Source organism: Synergistota bacterium (assembly GCA_021159885.1).
Taxonomy (GTDB): Bacteria; Synergistota; GBS-1; order GBS-1; family GBS-1; genus AUK310.
Map to the genome: position 1 here is coordinate 1 of JAGHDO010000091.1, position 22,850 is coordinate 22,850.

The following is a 22,850-nucleotide window of genomic DNA, read 5'->3' on the forward strand; positions in this document are numbered from 1 at the left end:
GTTTTGATGAAAGTCCCACTTCCTCCACCTGCTTCTATTTGTTTGATTGTTTCTTTGCCTTCTCTCTCAAGGAGATCCAAGATTACGACCGAAGCCCCTAATCGAGAAAAAAGAAGGGCGGTAACGCGCCCTATGCCTCTACCGCCCCCCGTTATTAATGCAACCTTATCTGAAAAGCTTATCATCTTATCTCAGCTCCTCTTTCTACTAAACCTAAATAGGGGAAATTCCGTTTCCTCGTCGAGTTCTCTCCTTCTCTCTATATCTGGAAGTTCCCTTATAACTAACTCTATGGTGGCTAAGACAGGATTTCCTCCTTTTACTATGTGCCCTGCATGAATCTTCCTTCTCTCATCTGAAACTATCCCATGGAGATGGACAACCACTTCTCCTCTACCATCCTTCCCTATAATTCCGTTTCCGCAAAGGAATTCTAAGGGCCCCTCAACCGATACCGGTTCACAATATCTGGTTTTGAGCTTTTTAGTTTCGTCCTTCACAGCGTACACGAAAGTAAACTTTCTCAAGCTTCCAAGCATTACATCTATACTACCACTTTCCAAGCCATGTTTTTTGCATATCTTAAGGACTCCTTCTATGAGATCAGTTCCGGGAAGGATTCTCCCCACAATAAGTCTTCCGCCCTTGCATTCAACGGAAGAGGTTCTAACCTCCTCCTTCATGAGCTTTCTCCTCCCTTTTAATCTCACTCCTTACTTAAAGGTTACGTTCGGGAACCAAGTTACTATCTGTGGGAAAATTATACAGAGTGCTAATCCTATCGCTTGCAGGCTTACGAAAGATAGAACCCCCTTATAGATATCTTTTGTAGTTACTTCTGGAGGTGCTACCCCCTTCAGGAAAAATATGGCATAAGCAAACGGTGGGGTTAAGAATGACATCTGAAGATTAACCGCTATGAGCACTGCAAAGTAGAGAGGATCGAAACCTAATTTTGTAGCTATGGGCATAAATACTGGTATGACTATGTAAAGAATGCCAATCCAGTCTATAAACATTCCGAGAATGAATATGACGAACATCATTAGAGCCAATATTCCCCACTTTCCAAAGCCAGTTGCCATAAGAAGTGATTCAACCAGTGCTCCACCTCTCATAAACAAAAACACCGATGTAAACATCCCTGCTCCGACTATAACGAAGAAAACCATGGAGGTTATTTTAAGGGTTTCATATACCGCATCCCTTAAGGTTTTCCAATTTAGCTTTTTATAAGAAAGAGCTATAATCGCTGCGCCAAGGGCTCCCACCGCGGAAGCCTCCGTAGGAGAAGCAATTCCAAGCAGTATCGATCCGAGAACCGCTATGAGTAGCCCTAAAACCGGTATCATATAAATCATGGTTTGTATTATCAGCGTTTTTTTATCCTTTGCTCTTTCCTCTTCACTTATAGCTGGAGCTACTTCCGGCTTGAGCCAAGATACGATAAGTATATAGGCTATATACAATCCGGATAATAGCAGGCCGGGAAATATGGCACCTGCGAATAGCTTAGCCACGGAGAGACTACACATAGGTCCCATCATTACCAGCATGACGCTTGGTGGTATAAGGATACCGAGCGTTCCACCAGCGCAGACAACGCCCGAAGCGAGACTCTTGCTGTAGTTTCTCTTCAACATTGCGGGAAAAGCTATGAGTGCCATTGTCGTTACAGATGCGGCTATTATGCCCGTGCACGCAGCAAACAGAGTGCTTATTATCACGGCGGTGAGGGCAAGCCCTCCACGCAGGGGACCAAAAAGCTGGAACATCGTGTTGAAAAGCTTTTCCGCCGCCTCGCTCTTCTCAAGAATGATTCCCATAAATATAAATAGCGGTACTGCTATCAAGACCTCATTCTGCATTACCCCGTAAGTTCTGTGTATGAAGAGATTAAACATGGCGGGTCCTCTGTAAAGGTATCCAAATAGGATTGCAAGGAACATTAAAGCGAAAGCGAGCCTTACCCCGCTTATAACCAGCGCTATAAGGAGAACCATTGCTATTAAGGCTATTGCCTCAGTTCCCATTGCTTAAGACCTCCCTTGAGCGAGCTTTTTAATAGTTTTTACGAGTTCTACTATCCCCTGAAGGAAGAGGAGCAGAAATCCCGCAGGGATCATGGTTTTTACCGGACCTGAGGGAAATCCCCAGGTTGTGGTGGAGAGCTTTTCCCCTATACTCCAAGCATACATTGCGTATTCTAATCCCTTCCAGAAGAGGATCGCCATAATGGGTAAGAACATAACGGCGAAAAAAATGAGTTCCCATACCAGTCTTACTTTCTCGGGGAGGGCGTTAAATACGAGATCTATTCTAACATGCTTTTTTTCCTGAAGGGTATAACCTCCCCCAAGTAAGAACATGGCGCTGAAAAGCATCCAGGCGGTATCATAGACCCAATCTGTTGGGCTATTTAACACGTATCTTATGAAAACTTCATACACCACAACCGCGTTTAATGGAATTACGAGCCAGGCTCCTCCCTTTCCACAAATCCTTACTATTTTCTCTATGAGCGCGAGGAATTTCATTCGGTGATGCCTCCTTGATCTTTAATTTTTATGCGGGAGGAGAGAAGCTCTCCTCCCGCAGAGCAAAGAGTTTTTAGATGTCAAACTTGCTAAATTCATAGTAAGGCCTGAATTTCTTGAGGAAGTTCTTCTGGGATTCCCAAACCTTCTTGAAGTATGGATCTTTCTTTGCCTTTTCCTCAAGAATTTGGAAGGCTATTTCTCTCGCCTTCTTTTGATCGGCAGGAGAAAGTTTGGTCATCTTGACGCCCATCTCCTTGAACTTGGCAAAAGCTTCCATGGTCTTTATCCACTCTTTTGCATACCCTTCGATCGTGGCTGCTACGGCAGCATTCTTCATGATCTCCCTAAGGTCAGGCGAGAGCGAATTCCAAACTTTGGAATTGATAACGAGCTGGAACATATTGGATCCCATGTGGATTGGAGGATTAAAGAGGTATTTGGCAACTTCAGGTAAACCGAGGGCTAAATCCATGTAGGGATCGCAGAATTCGGCTGCATCTATGAGACCTCTCCTCAGAGAAGGTATGACTTCTCCTCCAGGCAGGAGGACTACAGAGGCACCCAGCTTTTTCCAAAGCTCCATGCTTAAGCCAGCACATCTTATCTTGAGCCCTTTGATATCCTTCAGACTCCTTATGGGTTTCTTGGACCATATCTCCTCGGGGGGAGTAAGCCCTAATGGAAAAGCAATCACGCTTCCCTTGTACATTTCCTGCTCCAGTTTTATGCCCTCACCGCTATACATCCATACGAGTAAATCGTGGAACTGGAAGACACCGCCAGGAAGGGTGTAGAAGAGGTCTCCAGCTGGGTACTCGCCTTTCTGCCATGCAGGCGTGTTATAACCGAGGTCGAGTACTCCTTCTCTGACGGCTTCAAGAACCTTTTGGGGAGGAACTATCTCTCCAGAGCTGTGGAGCTCGATTTTGAGGCGACCTCCGCTCATCTTTTCCACCTTTTGAGCCCAGAGCACGATACCGTTCTGGCTTAAGGGGAGCTTGAGCGGGAAACAGCTCTGTGCCACGAGAGTTCGGGTTTTGGCAAGTGCCAGTCCACCCGCGATCAATCCGAGGGCTATCATTCCCGCGATGATCGCTAAAAGAGCCCTTCTTTTCATTCTTCTGCCACCTCCTATTAAGATTTTTTGAAGGTTAAAACATTAAAATTAAAGTAGTGATATTACATGATGATTATATGTTAATAACATAGGCTTGTCAATATATTCCAAGTTTTGGCTATTTAGTAGCATCCTATAATATTTTTAAACCATCCTTGTATCCTTTTGCTTTACTTTCGTTTCCTAAAGCTGTATAATGAATTTGAGATGGGAGCCAAGGTTATTTTAGAGGTAAAAAACCTGACTAAGAGGTTCGGTGGGCTCGAAGCAGTAAAGAATGTCTCTTTCTTTATAAGAGAAAGAGAGATACTTGGGTTGGTAGGTCCTAACGGTGCGGGTAAAACTACGTGTTTTAATCTCATCAGTGGGGTAATAAAGCCTACCGAAGGGAAGATATATTTTCTTGGGAAAGACATAACGGAATTGCCCGCACATGATATAGCCAAGATGGGTATAGCCAGAACCTTCCAAATCGTTCGCCCGTTTAGAGAGCTTAAGGTTTGGCAGAATGTTCTTTCCGCTTACGGAAAGGATCTATATGATTCGCTTATTGATTCCTTTAAACCCTATAACTTGCCTCCTTTAAGGGAGAGATCTCGTCAACTTATAAAGGAGGTCGATCTTCTCAATTTCGAGGAGGCCCCAGCAGGGGTTCTCCCTCTCGGTTGCTTAAGAAGATTGGAGATTGCAAGAGCTCTTGCCCTTTCTCCTAAACTTTTACTTCTCGATGAGTCGTTTTCTGGTTTAAGCTACGAGGAGATAGAATCTCTTATGGATCTTGTAAAAGTGATAAGAGCAAATGGCGTTTCTGTACTACTTATAGAGCATAACATGAGGGTTGCTATGAGCTTGTGTGATAGGATAGTTGTCCTTGATTATGGGCAGAAAATAGCTGAGGGCTCTCCTGATGATGTAAGAAATGATCCGAGGGTCATAGAGGCTTATCTTGGAAAAGGCGGTGGAGAACTTGGAGCTTCTCAAAGTCTCTGATCTTCATTTGAGCTATGGGGAGATAAAGGCTTTAAGAGGCATTTCTATAAGGGTTGAGGATGGAGAGCTCGTTGCGATCATCGGCGCTAATGGGGCTGGAAAGACGAGCATGTTGAGAGCAATAATGGGATTGGAAAAGATAGATAAAGGGGAGATATTCTTTAGCGGAGAGGATATTACCGATATGGAACCTTTTGAGAGAGCGAGAAAGGGTGTGAGGATGGTTCCTGAGGGAGCTCGGGTTTTCTCAGATCTCACAGTTGAAGAGAATTTGAGGGTAGGTGCTTTTCCGCTCAAGGATCGATTTGAGATAGATAGGAGAATGCGAGAGGTTTTTGAGCTTTTCCCAGTTCTTGCGGAGAGAAGAGAGCAACTTGCGGGAACCATGAGTGGTGGGGAAAGGCAGATGCTATCTTTGGGAAGGGCTCTTATGGCAAGACCTAGATTATTAATGATAGATGAAGCTTCTCTGGGATTGATGCCTATACTCGTTGAAAAAATATATGAGGTTATAAGGGAGCTAAGAAGGAATGGAATGACCATACTTCTCGTTGAGCAAAATGCTCGTCAGGCTCTTAAGGTAGCGGATAGGGGTTATGTTCTTGAGACGGGAAGAATAGTTTTTGAGGGATGCTCGGAAGAGTTAAGGGCTAACCCTGTGGTTAAGAAAGCATATTTAGGGGGATAGATGCCCCCTCGATTTGGGGGCTTAACATAACGGGGGTGATCTTTAATGAGAAAGCTGGCGATAGCGGTGTTGCTGGTTTTCACGATGGCGGGAGTGGCTTTTGCCGGAGGCACGATAAAGATAGGGTTTTTCGCTCCTTTAACCGGTTTTGCTGCTGCTGATGGAGCAAGCGCTCTTCATGCCGCTAAGCTTGCCGTTGATTATGTTAATGGGAAAGGCGGGGTTCTGGGGAAAAAGCTTGAGCTTGTGGTATACGACGATGGGTGCAAATCCAAAGAGGCGGTTGCAATAGCCCATAAACTTACTGAAAAAGATAATGTGGTTGCTGTGGTAAGCGGTTCTTACAGCGGACCAACGAGGGCAGCTGCCCCGGTGTATCAGGAGGCGAGGGTTCCCATGATTTCCGCTTATGCGGTTCATCCTGACATAACTAAGGCAGGAAACTATATATTTAGAAATGGTTTTCTTGGAACCGTTGAGGGAGCTGCTGTGGCTGAAGTTGTAGGCAAGCAGCTTAAGGCTAAAAGCGTTTGTATACTCACGCTTGATAATGACTACGGAAGGGCAATAGCCAACGGGTTTAAGAAAATGGCTAAGAAGCTTGGAATAAAGATACTTGCTGAGGAGCATTTCCCCATGGGGGAAAAGGATTTTACTCCTTATCTTACCAGGTTTAAGGGGTTAAAGCCAGAGGCTCTCTTTATAGGAGGATATTATTTCCATGCTCCTGCAGTCGTTCAGGCGCGTAATCTTGGATTCACCTGCCCGATAGTCGGTGAAGAAGGTTTTGACTCCCCTAAGTTCATAGAGATAGGTGGTAAAGCTGCTGAGGGAGTCATAATTACCACTAATTTCGATAGAGATGATCCCAGACCTCTCGTTAAGTGGTTTATAAAACAATATAAGGAGAGATACAAGATGGATCCGGATATGGTGGGAGCATCCTCCTTTGATAGCGTTCTCATCATAGCTGAGGCGATAAAGAAAGCGGATTCAAGCGATCCCAAGAAGATAAGGGATGCTATAGCCTCTTTGAAGAACTTTGATGGTTTAACTGGCAAAATAAGAGGTTTTACCAAGATAGGCGAGGTTATAAAGCCAGTTCAGGTTCAGATAGTCAGAGGAGGAGAGTTCCACCACTTTGGAATTGTTGATGATCCAGAAGTCATAATTCCTAAGGATTGAGATTTTGAGGGGGTGTTTGTATGGGAAGAATCGTGAGAGCTCCCCGGGGAAGGGAGCTTACGTGTAAGGGGTGGGTTCAAGAAGCAGCTATGAGAATGCTTATGAATAACTTGGATCCTGAGGTTGCTGAAAAGCCTGATGAGCTTATAGTCTATGGAGGAACCGGTAAAGCTGCGAGAAACTGGGAGTGCTTCGATGCAATCGTTGAAAGCCTAAGGAGTCTTGAGAACGATGAGACCTTGCTTGTTCAGTCCGGTAAGCCGGTTGGAATTTTTAAGACTCACCCTTGGGCGCCAAGGGTTCTTATCGCTAATGCTAATCTTGTACCAAATTGGGCTAACTGGGACTATTTCAGAGACCTTGAAGCGAGAGGGTTAATAATGTATGGTCAGATGACCGCTGGGAGCTGGATATATATAGGAACTCAAGGAATACTTCAGGGAACTTATGAAACGCTAGCAGCTGTTGCTAACAGGCACTTTAATGGAACGCTTAAGGGCAGGCTTGTTTTAACGGCGGGACTTGGTGGTATGGGAGGAGCTCAGCCTCTCGCCATAACGATGAATGAAGGTGTTGGCATAATAGTTGAAGTCGATAGAGAAAGGATAAAAAGAAGACTCGATACTGGTTATCTTGATGTGATGGTTGAAAGTTTAGATGAAGCATTGAACCTTGCTTTAAAGGCCAGGGATGAGGGGAAACCTCTTTCCGTGGGACTTTTAGGAAACGCTGCAGATATATTCCCTGAGTTTGTAAGGAGGGGCATTATACCGGATGTTGTTACGGATCAGACTTCTGCGCATGATGAGCTTAATGGATATGTTCCTGCTGGTATTCCTTATGAAGAAGCCCTGGAATTGAGGAAAACTAACCCCGAAAAGTATAAGGAGATGGCTCTTGATTCCATAGCTAAGCATGTGAGGGCAATGCTTGACCTTCAAAAAATGGGTTCAATAGTCTTCGACTACGGAAACAATATAAGAACGCAAGCCTACAAACGAGGGGTTAAAAACGCATATGATTTCCCTGGATTTGTCGTTGAGTATATAAGGCCTCTGTTTTGTGAGGGACAGGGACCTTTCAGATGGGTTGCCCTATCCGGAGATCCAGAAGACATTTACAGGACGGATGAGGCGGTTATAGAGACCTTTCCGAAGAAGAAGCACCTTGTTCGCTGGATTCGTATGGCTCAAAAGAAAGTCAAATTTCAGGGACTACCTGCAAGAATATGTTGGTTGGGGTATGGAGAGAGAGACAAGATGGGGTTAATATTCAATGAACTCGTTAAGAAGGGTGAGATAAAGGCCCCGATAGTTATAGGAAGGGATCATCTGGATACGGGCTCGGTTGCCTCTCCTTACAGAGAGACTGAGGGCATGAAAGATGGAAGCGACGCGATAGCAGATTGGCCCGTTCTTAACGCCCTTCTTAACACCGCAAGCGGAGCAAGCTGGGTTTCCTTCCATCATGGTGGTGGCGTTGGTATAGGTTATTCGCTTCATGCGGGGCAAGTTACCGTAGTTGATGGAACTGATGAGACTGCGGAGAAGATAAAGAGAGTGTTGAGGAATGATCCTGGAATAGGCGTTGCACGTCATGCTGATGCGGGATATGAAAGAGCAATAGAATGGGCTAAAAAACATGGTGTGAAGATACCGATGCTGAAATAAGCGCTGTTTCCCGTTGTAGGGTCTATTTTGAAATTCAAGGGGGTGGGACTCTATTAGGAAAGGGTCCCACCCCTTTTTAAGGAGGGATGTGTGTTGATACCCAAGAGATTGGTTGAGTGCGTTCCAAACTATAGCGAGGGAAGAAGAGAGGATGTTATTCAAAAGATATCTAATTGTTTCAGAGGTAAGAAGGGGGTCTGGCTTCTTGACGTTTCTGCAGATAAAGATCACAACAGGATGGTGATAACCGCAGTTGGAGATCCGGATGAGATGGCAAAAGCGGTTTTCGACTCAGTTAAGGTGGCTACTGAGCTTATAAACATGGAGGAGCATGAGGGTGAGCATCCTCGCATAGGTGCTACGGATGTGATTCCCTTTATTCCTCTTAAAGGCATTAGCATGGAGGAATGTGTGGCTCTTGCCAGAAACCTGGGGAAGAGAATAGCGGATGAGCTTGGTATACCGGTTTATCTCTATGAAGAGGCAGCTTTAAGACCTGAGAGAAAAAAACTTGAAGTCATAAGAAAAGGGCAGTATGAGGGATTAAAGAAGGAAATTGAAAAGCCCGAAAGGCATCCGGATTACGGTCCTCCGAGGCTTCATCCAACGGCGGGTGCTACAGTGGTGGGGGCGAGAAACTCCCTTATCGCCTTTAATGTTAACCTTGGGACAAGTGATATAAGCGTGGCTAAAAAGATAGCTCGTTTCGTTCGAGCTTCAAGCGGTGGATTAGGTTTCGTTAAAGCCATAGGGGTTGAGCTTAAGGAGAAAGGATTGGTTCAGGTTTCAATGAATCTCACGGATTACACCAAGAACGCGATTTACAGAGTATATGAGCTTATAAAGATCGAAGCGGAGAGGTGGGGCGTTCCTATCGTTGAAAGCGAGATAGTGGGTTTGCTTCCCGCGGAAGCTCTTTTTGATTCATTAGCGTACTATCTTAAGTTACATACATTTGATCCTTTGAAACAAGTTATAGAGATGAGATTGTTGGAGATGGAGGAGTGAGATCATGGTTGATCTGCTGATTTACAATATTTCTCAGCTTTTAACCGTTAAGGATTTTAAAAAAGGGCCTCGCCTTCAAAGCGAGATGCTTGAGTTAGGCATAATAGAAGATGGAGCCCTTGCAATCGATGGTGAAATTATAGTGGATGTGGGAGAAAGCAAGGAGCTTCTTAAAAGATACGGAAATGCTGTTCAAAAGATAGATGCTTCAGGTTGTATTGCTTTGCCGGGGTTTGTTGATGCGCATACTCATCTTCCATTTGTGGGGACAAGAGAGGAAGAGTTTCTGCTTCGCTTGAGGGGAGCAGAGTATATAGAGATACTCAAGGCAGGAGGAGGTATATTAAACACCGTTAAAAAGGTTAGAGAAGCAACCAAGGAGAAACTCCTTGAGGCAACGAGATTAAACGCGAGGAAACTGCTTGAGTCTGGCATAACGACCGCTGAGGCTAAGAGTGGTTATGGTTTAACGCTTGAGGACGAGATAAAGCAGCTCGAAGTCTTAAAAGAAGTTAATGATGAGGTTCCTTTAGAGATAGTTCCAACTTTTCTCGGTGCACATGCGATTCCTGAGGAGTATAGATCTGATCGGAGGTCCTATATAGAGTATGTTAAGGATGTTATGTTGCCTGAAGTCGTTGAGAGAAAACTTGCTTTATATTGTGATGTTTTCTGTGATGAAGGTGTTTTCTCAGTGGAGGAAAGTAAGGAGATACTCTCACGTGCAAAGGATTTAGGGTTGGGGTTAAGACTCCATGTTGATGAGATAGCTCCCTTAGGTGGAGCGGAGCTCGCTGCAGAGCTGCATGCAAAAAGTGCCGATCATCTTCTAAAGGTGAGCGATAGAGGAATTAGAATGATGGCTGATGAGGGGGTTTTTGCGGTTCTTCTTCCAGGAACCTCATTCTCTTTGAGAAAGCCTTTTGCTCCAGCTAGAAAAATGATAGATGCTGGGGTTCCAGTTGCTTTAGGGACGGATTTCAATCCTGGAAGTTGTTATTGTAGTTCGATGGAGATGACGATTCAGCTTGCCGTTCTTGGAATGGGAATGCTTCCTGAGGAAGCAATAGTAGCTTCCACCTTAAACTCTGCTTACTCCATTGATCGAGGAAATAAGGTAGGCAGTCTTGATCTTGGGAAACAAGCAGATATCGTTATAATGGATGTTCCCAAATATGCTTTTCTATTTTATGAGTTTGGCAGAAGCCATGTAAAAAGCGTTATAAAGAAAGGGAGGGTGGTATATGCTTCTTAAGGATCTTAAGGTTTCCGGGTTTTTGAGTGAGCTTTCTTCATCTTCGCCGGCTCCCGGGGGAGGAAGTGCAGCAGCATTAATGGGCGCTATAGGTGCATCTCTCGTTTCTATGGTTTGTAATCTTACGTTAGGAAAAAGGGGCTATGAAGGTGTCCAGGATGAAGTAAAGACGATATTGGATGAGGCTAATAGGCTAAGAGAAGAGCTTCTGAAAAAGGTGGATGAAGATACAGATGCCTTTAACACCTTTATGTTAGCTTTAAAGCTTCCTAAGGGGAGCAAAGAGCGAAAGAACGCTATGCAAGAAGCTCTTAGAAACGCCACGCTTTTGCCTCTCTCAGTCATGGAGCTTTCCATGAGAGTTCTTGAACTTGCTTGCAACCTAATCGATAAGGGAAATAAAAATGCTATAAGTGATGTGGGAGTTTCAGCCATATCAGCCTACGGTTCAATGGAGTCTGCCTATCTTAATGTTCTTATAAACTGTGCTTCCATAAGCGACTCCGATTTTGTTAGCTCAACTAAGGAAAAGGCAGTAACTTTGCTTAAAAAGGGAAAAGAGCTTTATCATGATGTGAGGGAAAAGGTGGAGAGAGGGCTCAATTAAACGAGCTCTCTCTCCACTATGACTTTTTCCTTTATCTTAATTCCTCTTTTTCGCAACTCCCACATAATTTTTGAGTAAAGCCCTTCATCCATACCAAGCTTTTCGGGAGGGATAACTCCCTCATTAGTTATTTCCCCTTCCGCTATAAGTCTTGCTACTATGGCGCAGGGAAAAGCGGTTGTCCTTGCCATAGAATGAATTTTACTTTTTTCGTCAAATCTATCGAAAAGCTCCCACTCGAGGGTTATTCTTTCTTCCTCTTTTCCCGTTCCCTCAACCTTTACCCACATTATGGTTATATCTCTATCTCCTTCTTCAGGTTTCATCTCCCATAAGGGAAAGAGCAATTTAGCCGTTAGATCTCTGTATTCGTCGCTTAACAGTTTCATTTCTCTTAGGGCTTTTATTATCATGGCGTGTCCGGGATATCTCAATGTTTTTTCTTCCATATTTTCTGCTCTGATCGTTTTAAGCAAGGACCTTAAACCATCCGTGTAGAATGCTTCAAGAAGTCCAACGTTCGGGAATTCAAAAATATTCTAATCCGCTTAAGGCTTCTTCTTCTATGAGCTTTCCATCTCGGATATACCGTGCGGGCCTTGTATATTCCTCTAAGACGTCATAAGGAGAGAAAACAGCTTTGTAGTTAAATGGGGGAACGGGGTTTTCTGGCAAGCCACCTACATATATCTTAACCTCACTTATTTTTTCCAAAAGATGTGCTCCTCTTCCAACCAAGAGATTTGATATCCCTGGTGCGACTCCCATATCGAATACTGCAGTGGTTTTCTTTTCCTTAGCGATCTCATCGAGCTTTAAGAAGTCCTCAGGCATAAAAGAAATATCACAGTATTTTTTCCCCAAGGATAGTACATTTTTAGCTACTTCATATCCTATGCTTCCTGGAAGAGCTCCACAGATGATATCAGCGTCCTTTACGAGTTCGCTTAAGAGCGAGATATCGAGAGCAGATCCCCTTATTCTTTCTATCCCTTGGTTAAGCTTAGAGAGATTTTCTTCATTTGTGTCCAGAACCTTTACCTTATATTCCTTAGATAGGTCTTCTGCGATGGTTTTTCCCACGAGACCGCATCCAAGGACCAACGCCTTTTTCAAGATGGTTCCCTCCTTTGCCCTATTGGATACTAAGATACTACCTCAACTTCTTTCTTACTGCAATATGTTATAATTGGTTGAGGAATTAAACTGAGGAGGTGTTAGGTATGCGCGATAGGATAAGAGGGCTGGCGGAAAAGTATAAGAGTGAGCTTATAGAACTGAGGCATCACTTTCATGCCCATCCTGAACCCTCTTTTGAGGAATATGAAACCACTAAGTATATAGCAGCGAAGCTTAAGGAATACGGAGTTGACGAGATTAAAGTGGGATGTGGAGGAAAGGATGTAGGTGTTATAGCTACCATAAAAGGGAAGGCAGGAAAGCCTATGATAGCTCTCAGAGCTGATATAGATGCTTTGAGAATGAAGGAGGAAAATGAGGATCTACCATATCGTTCTCGCAATGAGGGGGTTATGCATGCCTGTGGACATGATGCTCATACTGCCATTCTTCTTATAACGGCAAAGCTTTTGAATGAGCTTAAAGGAGAGTTACCGGGTAGTGTTAGGTTGATTTTTCAGCCCGCGGAGGAAATTGGTAGCGGTGCGGAGGCGATAATAAAAGCTGGTGGTCTTGAGGGAGTTGAAGCAGTAGCAGGCTTGCATGTTTGGTCTTATTTTCCATCTGGAACGCTTGGTTTTAGAAAAGGGCCATTCTTCGCGGCAGTTGATGAAATAGAGATAAAGGTCAAAGGTAAGGGAGGACATGGTGCAGCTCCTCAGTTTGCTGTTGATCCGGTGGTTATGGCTTCGAATATCGTGCTTGCCCTTCAGACGATAGTCTCAAGGGAAGTGGATCCTCTGGATTCGGCAGTGATAACCGTAGGGAAGATAGAGGGAGGAACTGCTTTTAACATAATACCAGAAGAAGCCCTTTTGGTCGGCACGGTTAGGACTTTTATTCCGGAAACGAGAGAAAAGGTTATCTCAAGGATAGAAGAGCTTTCGAAAGGTATAGCGAAAGCAATGAGAGGAGACGCTGAATTTGTGGACAATTATAGCACTCCAGCTTTGATAAATGACCCGAAGTTCACAGAGTTTGCCATAAATCTGGCAAAGGATCTTTTTGGAGAGAGTTGTATTATCTCTGAGGCGGAGAGAAATATGGGAGGGGAAGATTTTGCCCTTTATCTCGAGAAGGTTCCAGGAACCTTCTTCCTTCTGGGAACCGGTAATAAGGATAAGGGTACAGATCGTCCGCATCATAATCCCTTCTTTAACGTCGATGATGAGGTTCTTCCAATCGGGGTTGAGCTTCTTGCAAATATCGCTTATGAGTTTTTAAGGGGAGGATATGAATGAAGTTTCTGTTTGCCCCCTGGAGGATAGAATATATCCTTGCTCCAAAAGCTGAAGGTTGCTTTCTATGTGAGCTTCCAAAGCAGGATAGGGATGAGGAAAACTTGATACTTTATAGGGGGAAAACCTGTTTTGTCATAATGAACAATTATCCTTACAACCCGGGGCACCTGATGGTGGCACCATACAGGCACTTAGGAGATTTTGAAAAGCTTTCAAAGGAGGAGAGCTTGGAGCTCATGCTTATAGCTCAAAAGATGCTTTCTCTTCTTAAAGAGACCATGAGCCCAGATGGCTTTAATCTTGGCTTTAATCTTGGAAAGATAGCGGGAGCGGGAGTTGAAGATCATCTGCACCTTCACATAGTTCCACGCTGGAATGGGGATACGAACTTCATGCCGGTTCTTTCAGACACGAAAGTAATACCTCAGGCGTTGAAGGACACATATCAAGCGCTAAGAGAAAAACTTTTATCTTGTCCCTAATAGGAAGCTATGTTAGAATAGAGGGCGTGAATTTTTGAAAAAAGGAGGTTTTTAAATATGCAGCAGCAGCCGAGTTTGTTAAGCGGTTTGGTTCCATTAATACTTATTTTCGTGATATTCTACTTTCTCTTTCTATGGCCTCAGAAAAGGCAGAGGGAAAGACATAGAAGGATGATAGAGAGCTTAAGAAGAGGTGATAGGATAGTTACAGTTGGAGGCATATTTGGCGTAATAAGGGATATAAAGGACGATAGCTTTATAATCGAGGTTGATAGGCTTGATAACGATAAGCCAGTTAAGGTACGCATAACTAAAAATGCCGTTGCTGCTAAGAGAGAGGGGGCGGAAGTAACAAACGAGACTAAGGAGTAAAGAGGATTTACGCAGGATAATAGGAAGAATAGATGGAAGAGGCTATAAGGCTTATACAGAGATAAAAGGGGTATATGATTTTGGGAAGTTTACTCTTTTTATAGATCATGTGCAGGGGGATCCCTTTGCTTCACCTTCGCGGTTAAGAGTCAGAGTTTCGCAGAAGATATCGTCTTTTCCAAAGGAGCTTTTTCCCACGCGGGTTCGAAAGCTTGCTCTTGAGGACTTTTTAACGCGCATGTTTGCGAAGGCATCGAGGCGAGTAAGTGAGCGTCGGGGTTCAGGTAAAAGCGGGATGATAGCAATAGATACACCTGGGCAAGAAGTGCTTGAGAGGACATCAATGGTAGTTACGGAAAAATTTGTAGAAGCAAGATTTGTAGTCGGGCTTCCAGCGGCAGGGAGAAGAATTCTTGGAAGGGAAGCCATTGAGATGTTTTTCGATGAAATTCCATATATTGTTGAGGCTTCCCTTCTTTATTCATCATGTGATCCTCGGGAAATCAAGCTTCACGTTGATGTTGTTGAAGATCAGGAGTTTCTGAGGGAAGAGCTTTTAAATAGGAATCTCATAGCTTTTGTCGCAAATGGATCTATCCTCCCCCGTGAAAGTGGAATCAGCGATAAGCCAATGTCTAAGGAAAAAGCCGTTCCTTTTACTTCTCCTCCTTCGCTTGAGATCGAGCTTGAGCTTCCCAACAGAGGCAGGATTAGGGGGATGGGGCTAAGGTCAGGCATCACTCTTATAGTGGGTGGAGGATATCATGGTAAAACCACGTTCTTAAAGGCGCTTGAACGATGTGTTTATCCTCATATTCCTGGAGATGGAAGAGAGTATGTGGTGTCGCTGAGGGAAACCGTTAAGATCAGGGCTGAGGATGGAAGGAGAGTCGAGGAGGTGGATATTTCCCCCTTTATTTCTTACTTACCCATGGGTAAGGATACGAGGAGCTTTTCGACTGATGACGCGAGTGGGAGTACATCGCAGGCTGCTAATATAATGGAAGCCCTTGAAGTTGGAGCGAAGGTACTGCTGATCGATGAGGATACTTCAGCCACTAACTTTATGATAAGGGATGCGAGAATGCAGGAGCTTGTAGCCAAGGAGAAGGAGCCTATAACTCCGTTTATAGATAAGGTAAGAAGCCTTTATAAGGATTATGGAGTTTCAAGCGTTATAGTTTTGGGAGGAAGCGGGGATTATTTCGATGTTGCAGATTGCGTGATAATGATGGATGAGTATAGGCCGATTGACGTTACACACAAAGCTAAGGAGATAGCACGGAGATTTAGGACTAATAGAAAAAGCGAAGGGGGGGAAAGCTTCGGTAATATCATTGAGAGGATACCAATTCCCTCCAGTATAAATCCTAAGAAAGGGAGTAAGGTAAAAGTTAGGGCGAAGGGGTTAAGGTATATCCAGTTTGGAAGAGAATCTATAGATCTCTCTTTCCTTGACCAGCTTGTCGATGAGAGTCAGACAAGGGCTATAGGAGATTTTCTTTATTACGGACTTGCTAAGGGATATATAAACGGGGAGAAAACCATAAAGGAGATTATAAACTTGATAGTGAAAGACATAAAGAAGAATGGACTTGATGTTCTTTCCCCCTTTAGAGGAGAGCATCCCGGTGAATATGCTATGCCGAGGGAATTCGAGATAGCAGGGGCACTAAATAGGTTAAGGACCTTAAGAGTTAGGCAAAGAAGGTGATATCTTGTCGGAGGTTATAGATCTCGAGCAGGTTCAAAAAAATCCAAAGGTGAGAGCTTACATTCAAGCGGCGGATGATTTCCTCGCGGCACTTGGGTATACAGAGCATAGCTTTAGGCACGCAGGTTTTGTTGCCAAAGTTACGAGGAATATACTCCTTAAGCTTGGCTATCCTAAGAGAATGGCGGAACTCGCCGCTATAGCTGGTTATCTTCACGATATAGGTAATATATGCGGGAGGGATAGGCATGGTCCAGCGGGGGCTTTGATAGCGTTTAAGCTTCTTGAGGATATGGGAATGGCCCCGAGCGAAATAGGAAAGATAATGATAGCTATAAGCAATCATGAGGAAGAAAAGGGGATACCGATGGATCCTATAACTGCAGCGCTCATACTTGCTGATAAATCTGATGTTCATTGTAGCAGGGTTAGGAATCCGGATATAATAAGCTTTGATATTCACGATAGGGTGAACTATGCTGTTCGGAGATCCTTTCTGAATATTGACAAGGAGAACAAGATTATCACGCTTGAGATCGAAATAGATACGAGAATATCGCAGGTTATGGAGTATTTTGAGATCTTTCTCTCTCGAATGCTGATTTCGCGTAAGTCGGCTCATATCTTAGGCTGTGATTTTGGGCTTAAGATAAATGGTGTTAAGTTTCTCTAAAAGGGGGTGTCAGCTTTGAAGCGAAGGGACCTTATTCGGTTGGCTATCATAGCCGGCATTATCGTCGCCGCTATAGCTTATCTTTTCCCAATAGAGGGGAAGATAAGACTGGGGCTCGATCTTAAGGGTGGGTCCCATATAATTCTTCAATGCGTTCCGACCCCGAACGCGCCTGTGACGGAGGACTCCGTTAACAGGGTCCTGGAGATACTTAGAAACAGAATAGACCAGTTTGGTGTTACTGAGCCCGTGATTCAAAGGGCAGGAACCAATAGAATTCTGGTTCAGCTTCCGGGGGTTAAGGATCCCCAAGCAGCTATGGAACTTCTGGGGAAAACTGCGCTTCTTGAGTTTAGGGAGGTTGTTAATGTAGGTCCAGAAAAGCCTTTGAAACCCCAGAGAAAGAACTACTCCTCAGAGAATGAGTATGAAGAAGCGCTTAAGAATTATAAAGAGGCGATGAAGGAGTATGAAGATACTATCAAAAAGTTTAAGGAGAGAACTAAAAAGGAAAGGGAGCTATCTGTTAACTTCAATAGAGAAACCGGCAGAGTATATCTACTTGGTAAAACATGGTTAACTGGTAAATATCTTAAGAATGCTCGTACGACTTTTGATAGGTTTGGCACACCTGCCGTTAGTCTTGAGTTTAATAGCGAGGGAGCTAAGCTTTTTGAGGAGGCTACGAGAAAGAATGTTGGGCGTCAGCTCGCAATCGTTCTCGATGGTAATGTAATTTCTGCACCTGTGGTTCAAGAGGTAATTTCAGGTGGTAAAGCTCAGATAACGGGTGATTTTACGCTCAGGGAGGCGCAAAAGCTCGCTATACTTTTGAGAGCAGGTGCGCTACCTGTTAAAGTTGAAGTTATAGAGAACAGAACTATAGGACCAACATTAGGACAGGACTCTATCAGGAAAGGAATAAAAGCAGGTTTATTCGGTGGGGCGTTGGTGTTCATCTTCATGCTCATCTATTATGGTTTGATGGGACTCGTTGCAGATCTCGCTCTTGCAGTGAACATTCTTCTTATCTTTGCTGCTTTAGCTGGGCTTGAAGCGACGCTCACTCTCCCGGGCATAGCGGGGATAGTTCTTAACATAGGGATGGCTGTTGATGGCAACATACTTATCTTTGAAAGGATAAAGGAAGAGTTAAGAGAAGGAAAGACAATGCGAGCTTCCATAGATGCTGGTTTTAGGAAAGCCTTTAGAACTATATTCGATGCGAATGTTACAACCCTGATAGCGGCTGCAGTGCTTTTCTACTTTGGCAGTGGGCCGATAAAGGGATTTGCGGTTACCCTAAGCCTTGGTGTAATAATAAGTATGTTCACTGCTATAGTCGTTACGAGGAGCATCTTAGATGTTCTCGTTTCGATGAAGGTTAAGGCGCTTAGAGTGCTTATGGTTCCAAAGGTAAAGGAGGGATAGAGCTATGATGTTTTTAAGGAATGTGCCTAAAATAAACTTTATGGATAGAAGGAAAATAGCCTTTATGATTTCCGGTGCATTGGTTTTGCTGAGTTTAGTATTGCTTTCGGTAAGGGGATTGAACTTAGGTATAGATTTTAAGGGAGGAACGGTTTTTCAGTTCACTCTTGCCCAAAATGCCCATGTTTCAGATGTGAGAGCGGTTTTGTCTCAGTTCGGTCTTGGAAACAGCGTGATTCAGAAGGCAAGCGATGGTAGTTTCGTTGTTAAGGCGAAGTCTCTTGGAAGAGAAACCCAGCTTAAGATCTTCAATGCTTTGAAAAAGAGATTTGGGGAAATAAATATTCTGAGAATAGAGAGCGTTGGTCCGGTAATAGGTAAGGAGCTTCGTAGGCAGGCTTTTATTGCTCTCGTGCTTGCTCTTGGAGGAATTCTTCTATATATCACGATGAGATTCAAGTTTGACTTTGCGGTTGTTTCTGTGCTGGCTCTTATTCACGATAGCACCATTGTTCTTGGCGCTTATTCGCTTCTTTGGAAGGAAATAAATCTCCCATTTATAGCTGCGATTTTGACGATAGTAGGTTATTCTCTTAACGATACGATAGTGGTTTTAGACAGAGTCAGAGAGAACTTGAGAGCTGCTTCAAGAAGGTTCGATTATAAAACATTGATTAACATGAGTATAAATCAGACTCTCTCGAGGACTATAAATACATCTTTGACTACTCTTTTGCCAGTGCTAACGCTTTACCTTTTTGGAGGAGAGGTTCTTTCAAACTTTGCTTTAGCTCTCTTATTAGGTATAATAGTAGGGACATATTCTTCCATATATGTTGCGGGGGCTCTTCTCGTGGAGTGGAATCTTAGAAGGAAGACAAAGGGGAGATCGCCCGCTTTGAGAACCACGCGGGCTTGAAAATAAGGAGGTGAAGCAAGGTGTTTGAGGTGGTAAGGAAGCTTCTTTTAAGCGGTTTGGGTATACTGGCTTTCACGAGGGAGCAGTTGGAGTCCCTGATAAGGGATTTGGTATCGAAAGGGGAGCTAAGAGAGGAGGAAGGTAAAAAGCTGATCGAAGAGTTTGTGAGAAGAATGGAGCTGAGGAAAGAGGAAATGTATGAGAAAATAAGGCAGGAAATAATAAAGTTCCTGGATATCATAGATATAGCTCGAAGAAGCGAGCTTGAGGAGACGAGAAAAAAAGTCAAGGCTCTTGAGACTCGTCTTGAGCTTCTTGAGGAAATGGTAAGGGATCTCAAAAGGGGTGAGTCGTAATGGGAATCGGGATGTTAACCAAGGTCAAAGGATACGTTTCTGGTAAAATACTTGAGGGAATAGCTAACCTTGTGGCATCGGATACATCTGATGCCAAGATTAAGAAAGTTTTTCAGCTCCTGTCCTCCCTTTCTCTCACAAAGTTTCATCGTGAGTCCTTCAAGGAGATAGCCAGAATGGCGGATGAAGGGCATCCTTTCTTCGTTTTATGGAAGCGCGTTTTTAAGGAGCTGTCTCCAAAAGCGAGGGAGAAGCTAATATGGAACTTGCTTGTTAACGCGATGATCTTCGGTAGAGTTATAAGAGATAAGAAGGAAGAAGAGCTTGGTATACATCTTCCCTTCTTTATGGTCATAAGCCCCACAATGAAGTGTAATCTGAGATGCAAAGGATGCTATGCTGCAGATTACGATACTTCAAATGATCTCACATTTGAGGAGATAGATAGGATTATAACTGAGGCAAAAGAGCTTGGTATGTATTTCTTTACATTCTCAGGCGGGGAAATTTTCTTGAGAAAAGACATGTTCGATCTTTGGGAAAAGCACAACGATGCTTACTTCAATCTATATACCAATGGAACGCTCATTACTAAGGAAGTGGCGGAGAGATTAGCTGAGCTTGGAAACGTTGCTCCTATGATAAGCGTTGAGGGATCTAAGGAGGTAACGGATAGAAGAAGGGGGCCTGGTATATATGATAAGGTTATGCAAGCGATGAATAATCTAAGGGAGGCGGGAGTTCTCTTTGGCTTTTCTGCAACACTAACCCGTGATAGTGCCGATTCTCTCACACGCGATGAATTTATAGATACGATGATAGAGAAGGGCTGTAAGGTAGGATGGTTCTTCCAATACATACCTACAGGGGAAAACCCTGATCTTTCCTACATGGCTACTCCGGAGCAGAGGGCTCGTCTACATGAAAAGGTGGAATACTGGCGTTCTACCCGCCCCATATTCTTGGGCGACTTCTGGAACGATGGGAGGTATGTAGATGGTTGTATGGCTGCTGGTGAGAGATACCTTCATATAATTTCAAACGGTGATGTTGAACCTTGTGTTTTCGCACACTTCGCTGTAGATAATATAAGAGAAAAAAGTTTAGTTGAAGTTTTAAAATCCCCCTTCTTCCAAGCTATAAGGGAAGCCCAGCCATATTGTGATGATAATCTCCTTGCTCCGTGTATGATAATCGATAAACCTCATGTTTTAAGAGAACTCGTTAGGAAGTATGGTGCTCATCCTACTCATCCTGGTGCGGATAAGCTCCTTGATGAGCTCGCTCCCGGCGTTGATGAATACGCTAAGAGAATAAACGAGATATATAAGAGGCGGTGGGAGGAGTATGAAAGGTGGCTTTATGTGAGGAGCATTCTCTTCAAAGAGGACAAGGAATATTATAGAAAGAGAATGGAGAAACGTTGGAGGGAGATGGGGCTCGATCCTGAGGAAATATATAAGAAAGCGAAGGAGTGGAAGGGCAAGGTTGAAGATTGGAGGGGAAAGACTGCGACGGGAGCAGGGAGTGATTGAAAGTGGCTAAGGTGCTGGTTGCTTATTATTCTCGTAGCGGTAATACCAAGGCGATGGCTGAAGCGGTCGCTGAGGGAGTTAGGGAAGAAGGGTTAAAGTGTACCTTAAAGAAGGTTGAAGATACTACTCCTGATGATATGAAAGAACATGAGGGAATTATATTTGGCACACCTACATACTTTGGAGATGCTTCTGCTCAGGTTAGGAAGTTAATTGATGAAAGTGTAAGGTATTATGGAAAGTTTGAGGGCAAGGTGGGGGCAGCTTTTGCATCGTGTGGCACACATGGAGGTGGAGCGGAAACGGCGATCATGAGCATACTTCAGGCTTTTCTGATTCATGGGATGGTCATTCAAGGGATATCCGTTGGGGGAGCGCATTATGGTCCAATCTCGGTTGGTAAGCCTAAGGAAGCCGATCTAAAGGAGTGCAGGAATCTTGGGAGGAGGGTTGCAAAGCTGGTTAAAAAGTTGTTTTAAATAAACAGGGTGGGGGGGATGAATGGAATGACGAAGGTTAAGTGGAACGTCAAACCGGAGGAGGTTCTTAGCGTTCTTGGTAATTATATGCTTGTCGATGGTTTCCCTATAGTGCTTGATCTCGAGAAAAGCCATGGAAGTTGGTTGGTTGATGCTCGAGATGGGAGAAAGTTCCTCGATTTCTACTCTTTCTTTGCTTCTTCTCCATTAGGATGCAATCATCCTAAGCTCGCTAATGATGAATTCAAAGAGAAGATTTTTAGGGCTGCTATTAATAAGGTAGCAAACTCTGATATTTATACGCTTGAAATGGCTGAATTTGTTAAGACCTTTATGAGAGTTGCTGCTCCTCCTACACATAAACATCTCTTTCTTATAGACGGAGGGGCTCTGGCGGTTGAGAATGCCCTTAAAGTTGCGTTCGATTGGAAGGTCAGGAAGAACTTTAAGAAAGGATATAAGGAAGAGAAAGGGCACAAGGTAATTCATTTTAGGGAGGCCTTTCACGGCAGAAGCGGATATACCCTGAGCATGACTAATACCGCTGATCCGAGGAAATATATGTATTTCCCGAAATTTGATTGGCCGAGGGTTCTTAATCCTAAGATAGTATGGCCTCTTGAGGACCATCTTGAAGAAGTTGAAAAGGCTGAGGAAGAAAGTATCAGGCAAATAAAGCAGGCGATACACGATAATCCGGACGATATTGCTGCTATTATAATAGAAACTATTCAGGGAGAGGGAGGAGATAACCATTTCCGTGGTGAGTTCTTTAGAAAGCTAAGAGAAATAGCTGATGAGGAGGATATCATGCTTATATTTGACGAAGTTCAATGTGGCATGGGTATAACTGGAAAGATGTGGGCGTTTCAGCATTTTGATGTTTCTCCGGACATCATCGTCTTTGGTAAGAAAGCTCAAGTGTGTGGGATACTCGTCAATGACAGAGTGGATGAGGTTGAGAATAACTGTTTTGTTGAATCGAGCAGGATAAATTCTACTTGGGGTGGTAATATATGCGATATGGTGAGATCGACAAGAATACTTGAAATCTATGAGGAAGATAAGGTTCTTGATCATGTTAATAAAGTTGCTCCCGTTCTTCAAGATGGATTGCTTGAGCTTAAAGAAGAATTCTCTGATCTGATTTCGAATGTAAGATATAGGGGACTAATGGCTGCCTTTGATTTTCCAAATTCTGAAGTAAGAGATGAATTTAGAAAAAGGGCTTTTGAGAGGAGCCTTCTTATCTTAGCGTGTGGCGTAAAGGGCATTAGGTTTAGGCCTATTTTGACGGTTACGGAAGAGGAGATGAAGGAAGGATTAGGGATAGTAAAAGAGGTTTTAAAAGAACTGAGGACTTAAAGAATGAGGGGGAGCCCTTTCGAAAGGGCTCCCCCTCATTCTTT

General features: G+C 43.8%; 25 protein-coding genes. 18 read left to right on the plus strand and 7 right to left on the minus strand.

Going from position 1 to position 22,850, the window contains the following annotated elements:
- The 5 genes from J7M13_09115 to dctP all read right to left on the minus strand — a co-directional run.
- On the minus strand, positions 1–185 hold a 185-nt coding region (locus J7M13_09115; GenBank protein ID MCD6364136.1), incomplete at its 3' end, for an SDR family NAD(P)-dependent oxidoreductase.
- A gap of 6 nt (positions 186–191) precedes the next feature.
- On the minus strand, positions 192–683 hold the full coding sequence (locus J7M13_09120; protein MCD6364137.1) for a DNA-binding protein: 492 nt from the start codon (positions 681–683) through the stop codon (positions 192–194).
- 30 nt (positions 684–713) lie between these two features.
- On the minus strand, positions 714–2,033 hold the full coding sequence (locus J7M13_09125) for a TRAP transporter large permease subunit (protein ID MCD6364138.1): 1,320 nt from the start codon (positions 2,031–2,033) through the stop codon (positions 714–716).
- A 3-nt stretch (positions 2,034–2,036) separates the two neighbouring features.
- Positions 2,037–2,537 carry a TRAP transporter small permease subunit gene (locus tag J7M13_09130; protein ID MCD6364139.1) on the minus strand — a complete coding sequence of 167 codons (501 nt, stop codon included), beginning with the start codon at positions 2,535–2,537 and terminating at the stop codon, positions 2,037–2,039.
- Between the two features lie 73 nt (positions 2,538–2,610).
- A complete protein-coding gene (gene dctP / locus J7M13_09135; GenBank protein ID MCD6364140.1) occupies positions 2,611–3,657 on the minus strand; it encodes a TRAP transporter substrate-binding protein DctP in 1,047 nt (348 codons plus the stop codon).
- Positions 3,658–3,864: 207 nt separating this feature from the next.
- Between dctP and J7M13_09140 the strand changes: the two genes are divergently transcribed.
- The 7 genes from J7M13_09140 (at position 3,865) to J7M13_09170 (ending at position 11,060) form a co-directional block, all read left to right on the plus strand.
- Positions 3,865–4,647 (plus strand): ABC transporter ATP-binding protein, encoded by a 783-nt coding sequence (locus J7M13_09140; GenBank protein ID MCD6364141.1) that lies wholly within the window; start codon positions 3,865–3,867, stop codon positions 4,645–4,647.
- Positions 4,616–5,335 carry an ABC transporter ATP-binding protein gene (locus tag J7M13_09145; protein ID MCD6364142.1) on the plus strand — a complete coding sequence of 240 codons (720 nt, stop codon included), beginning with the start codon at positions 4,616–4,618 and terminating at the stop codon, positions 5,333–5,335. The genes J7M13_09140 and J7M13_09145 overlap by 32 nt, the downstream gene beginning before the upstream one ends.
- Before the next feature lie 45 nt (positions 5,336–5,380).
- The gene (locus J7M13_09150; GenBank protein ID MCD6364143.1) at positions 5,381–6,520 is read left to right on the plus strand and encodes an ABC transporter substrate-binding protein; all 1,140 of its coding nucleotides are present in this window, start codon (positions 5,381–5,383) and stop codon (positions 6,518–6,520) included.
- Positions 6,521–6,540: 20 nt separating this feature from the next.
- On the plus strand, positions 6,541–8,190 hold the full coding sequence (hutU, locus tag J7M13_09155) for a urocanate hydratase (protein ID MCD6364144.1): 1,650 nt from the start codon (positions 6,541–6,543) through the stop codon (positions 8,188–8,190).
- A 96-nt stretch (positions 8,191–8,286) separates the two neighbouring features.
- The gene (gene ftcD, locus J7M13_09160) at positions 8,287–9,198 is read left to right on the plus strand and encodes a glutamate formimidoyltransferase (GenBank protein MCD6364145.1); all 912 of its coding nucleotides are present in this window, start codon (positions 8,287–8,289) and stop codon (positions 9,196–9,198) included.
- Between the two features lie 4 nt (positions 9,199–9,202).
- Positions 9,203–10,453, plus strand: a complete 1,251-nt coding sequence (locus J7M13_09165; GenBank protein ID MCD6364146.1) for an imidazolonepropionase — start codon at positions 9,203–9,205, stop codon at positions 10,451–10,453.
- Positions 10,443–11,060 carry a cyclodeaminase/cyclohydrolase family protein gene (locus J7M13_09170; GenBank protein MCD6364147.1) on the plus strand — a complete coding sequence of 206 codons (618 nt, stop codon included), beginning with the start codon at positions 10,443–10,445 and terminating at the stop codon, positions 11,058–11,060. Before J7M13_09165 ends, J7M13_09170 begins: the two co-directional genes overlap by 11 nt.
- Here J7M13_09170 and J7M13_09175 read toward each other — a convergent pair.
- Positions 11,057–11,536 carry a hypothetical protein gene (locus J7M13_09175; protein MCD6364148.1) on the minus strand — a complete coding sequence of 160 codons (480 nt, stop codon included), beginning with the start codon at positions 11,534–11,536 and terminating at the stop codon, positions 11,057–11,059. The genes J7M13_09170 and J7M13_09175 overlap by 4 nt on opposite strands.
- 52 nt (positions 11,537–11,588) lie before the next feature.
- Positions 11,589–12,176: a saccharopine dehydrogenase NADP-binding domain-containing protein gene (locus J7M13_09180; GenBank protein MCD6364149.1), complete on the minus strand. Its 588-nt coding sequence runs from the start codon at positions 12,174–12,176 to the stop codon at positions 11,589–11,591.
- A 107-nt stretch (positions 12,177–12,283) separates the two neighbouring features.
- On the opposite strand from J7M13_09180, the gene J7M13_09185 reads away from it, so the two are divergent.
- Genes J7M13_09185 through lat form a run of 11 tightly spaced genes read left to right on the plus strand, consistent with a single transcriptional unit; the run spans position 12,284 to position 22,806 of the window.
- The gene (locus J7M13_09185; GenBank protein ID MCD6364150.1) at positions 12,284–13,480 is read left to right on the plus strand and encodes an amidohydrolase; all 1,197 of its coding nucleotides are present in this window, start codon (positions 12,284–12,286) and stop codon (positions 13,478–13,480) included.
- On the plus strand, positions 13,477–13,962 hold the full coding sequence (locus tag J7M13_09190; GenBank protein ID MCD6364151.1) for an HIT domain-containing protein: 486 nt from the start codon (positions 13,477–13,479) through the stop codon (positions 13,960–13,962). The genes J7M13_09185 and J7M13_09190 overlap by 4 nt, the downstream gene beginning before the upstream one ends.
- Before the next feature lie 57 nt (positions 13,963–14,019).
- Complete coding sequence (gene yajC / locus J7M13_09195) at positions 14,020–14,334, plus strand: preprotein translocase subunit YajC (protein MCD6364152.1); 315 nt, start codon at positions 14,020–14,022, stop codon at positions 14,332–14,334.
- Between the two features lie 16 nt (positions 14,335–14,350).
- The gene (locus tag J7M13_09200; protein MCD6364153.1) at positions 14,351–16,048 is read left to right on the plus strand and encodes an ABC-ATPase domain-containing protein; all 1,698 of its coding nucleotides are present in this window, start codon (positions 14,351–14,353) and stop codon (positions 16,046–16,048) included.
- A gap of 4 nt (positions 16,049–16,052) precedes the next feature.
- On the plus strand, positions 16,053–16,721 hold the full coding sequence (locus J7M13_09205) for an HD domain-containing protein (GenBank protein MCD6364154.1): 669 nt from the start codon (positions 16,053–16,055) through the stop codon (positions 16,719–16,721).
- Between the two features lie 15 nt (positions 16,722–16,736).
- A complete protein-coding gene (gene secD / locus J7M13_09210; protein ID MCD6364155.1) occupies positions 16,737–18,152 on the plus strand; it encodes a protein translocase subunit SecD in 1,416 nt (471 codons plus the stop codon).
- Between the two features lie 7 nt (positions 18,153–18,159).
- Positions 18,160–19,071, plus strand: coding sequence for a protein translocase subunit SecF (secF, locus tag J7M13_09215; protein ID MCD6364156.1), 912 nt, complete (start codon positions 18,160–18,162; stop codon positions 19,069–19,071).
- Positions 19,072–19,091: 20 nt separating this feature from the next.
- Entirely contained in the window at positions 19,092–19,427 is a 336-nt protein-coding gene (locus J7M13_09220; protein ID MCD6364157.1) for a hypothetical protein, read from the plus strand.
- On the plus strand, positions 19,427–20,962 hold the full coding sequence (locus J7M13_09225; protein ID MCD6364158.1) for a radical SAM protein: 1,536 nt from the start codon (positions 19,427–19,429) through the stop codon (positions 20,960–20,962). The genes J7M13_09220 and J7M13_09225 overlap by 1 nt, the downstream gene beginning before the upstream one ends.
- Positions 20,963–20,964: 2 nt before the next feature.
- Positions 20,965–21,441: an NAD(P)H-dependent oxidoreductase gene (locus J7M13_09230; GenBank protein MCD6364159.1), complete on the plus strand. Its 477-nt coding sequence runs from the start codon at positions 20,965–20,967 to the stop codon at positions 21,439–21,441.
- Between the two features lie 27 nt (positions 21,442–21,468).
- Complete coding sequence (gene lat / locus J7M13_09235) at positions 21,469–22,806, plus strand: L-lysine 6-transaminase (protein MCD6364160.1); 1,338 nt, start codon at positions 21,469–21,471, stop codon at positions 22,804–22,806.
- Positions 22,807–22,850 lie beyond the last annotated feature (44 nt).

Excerpts from the sequence above, each read along its gene's own strand:
- J7M13_09120 (MCD6364137.1), bottom strand. The coding sequence starts at position 683 with ATGAAGGAGGAGGTTAGAACCTCTTCCGTTGAATGCAAGGGCGGAAGA.
- J7M13_09125 (MCD6364138.1), bottom strand. The coding sequence starts at position 2,033 with ATGGGAACTGAGGCAATAGCCTTAATAGCAATGGTTCTCCTTATAGCG.
- J7M13_09130 (MCD6364139.1), bottom strand. The coding sequence starts at position 2,537 with ATGAAATTCCTCGCGCTCATAGAGAAAATAGTAAGGATTTGTGGAAAG.
- dctP (MCD6364140.1), bottom strand. The coding sequence starts at position 3,657 with ATGAAAAGAAGGGCTCTTTTAGCGATCATCGCGGGAATGATAGCCCTC.
- J7M13_09140 (MCD6364141.1), top strand. The coding sequence starts at position 3,865 with ATGGGAGCCAAGGTTATTTTAGAGGTAAAAAACCTGACTAAGAGGTTC.
- J7M13_09150 (MCD6364143.1), top strand. The coding sequence starts at position 5,381 with ATGAGAAAGCTGGCGATAGCGGTGTTGCTGGTTTTCACGATGGCGGGA.
- hutU (MCD6364144.1), top strand. The coding sequence starts at position 6,541 with ATGGGAAGAATCGTGAGAGCTCCCCGGGGAAGGGAGCTTACGTGTAAG.
- J7M13_09165 (MCD6364146.1), top strand. The coding sequence starts at position 9,203 with ATGGTTGATCTGCTGATTTACAATATTTCTCAGCTTTTAACCGTTAAG.
- J7M13_09170 (MCD6364147.1), top strand. The coding sequence starts at position 10,443 with ATGCTTCTTAAGGATCTTAAGGTTTCCGGGTTTTTGAGTGAGCTTTCT.
- J7M13_09185 (MCD6364150.1), top strand. The coding sequence starts at position 12,284 with ATGCGCGATAGGATAAGAGGGCTGGCGGAAAAGTATAAGAGTGAGCTT.
- J7M13_09190 (MCD6364151.1), top strand. The coding sequence starts at position 13,477 with ATGAAGTTTCTGTTTGCCCCCTGGAGGATAGAATATATCCTTGCTCCA.
- yajC (MCD6364152.1), top strand. The coding sequence starts at position 14,020 with ATGCAGCAGCAGCCGAGTTTGTTAAGCGGTTTGGTTCCATTAATACTT.
- secF (MCD6364156.1), top strand. The coding sequence starts at position 18,160 with ATGTTTTTAAGGAATGTGCCTAAAATAAACTTTATGGATAGAAGGAAA.
- J7M13_09225 (MCD6364158.1), top strand. The coding sequence starts at position 19,427 with ATGGGAATCGGGATGTTAACCAAGGTCAAAGGATACGTTTCTGGTAAA.
- lat (MCD6364160.1), top strand. The coding sequence starts at position 21,469 with ATGACGAAGGTTAAGTGGAACGTCAAACCGGAGGAGGTTCTTAGCGTT.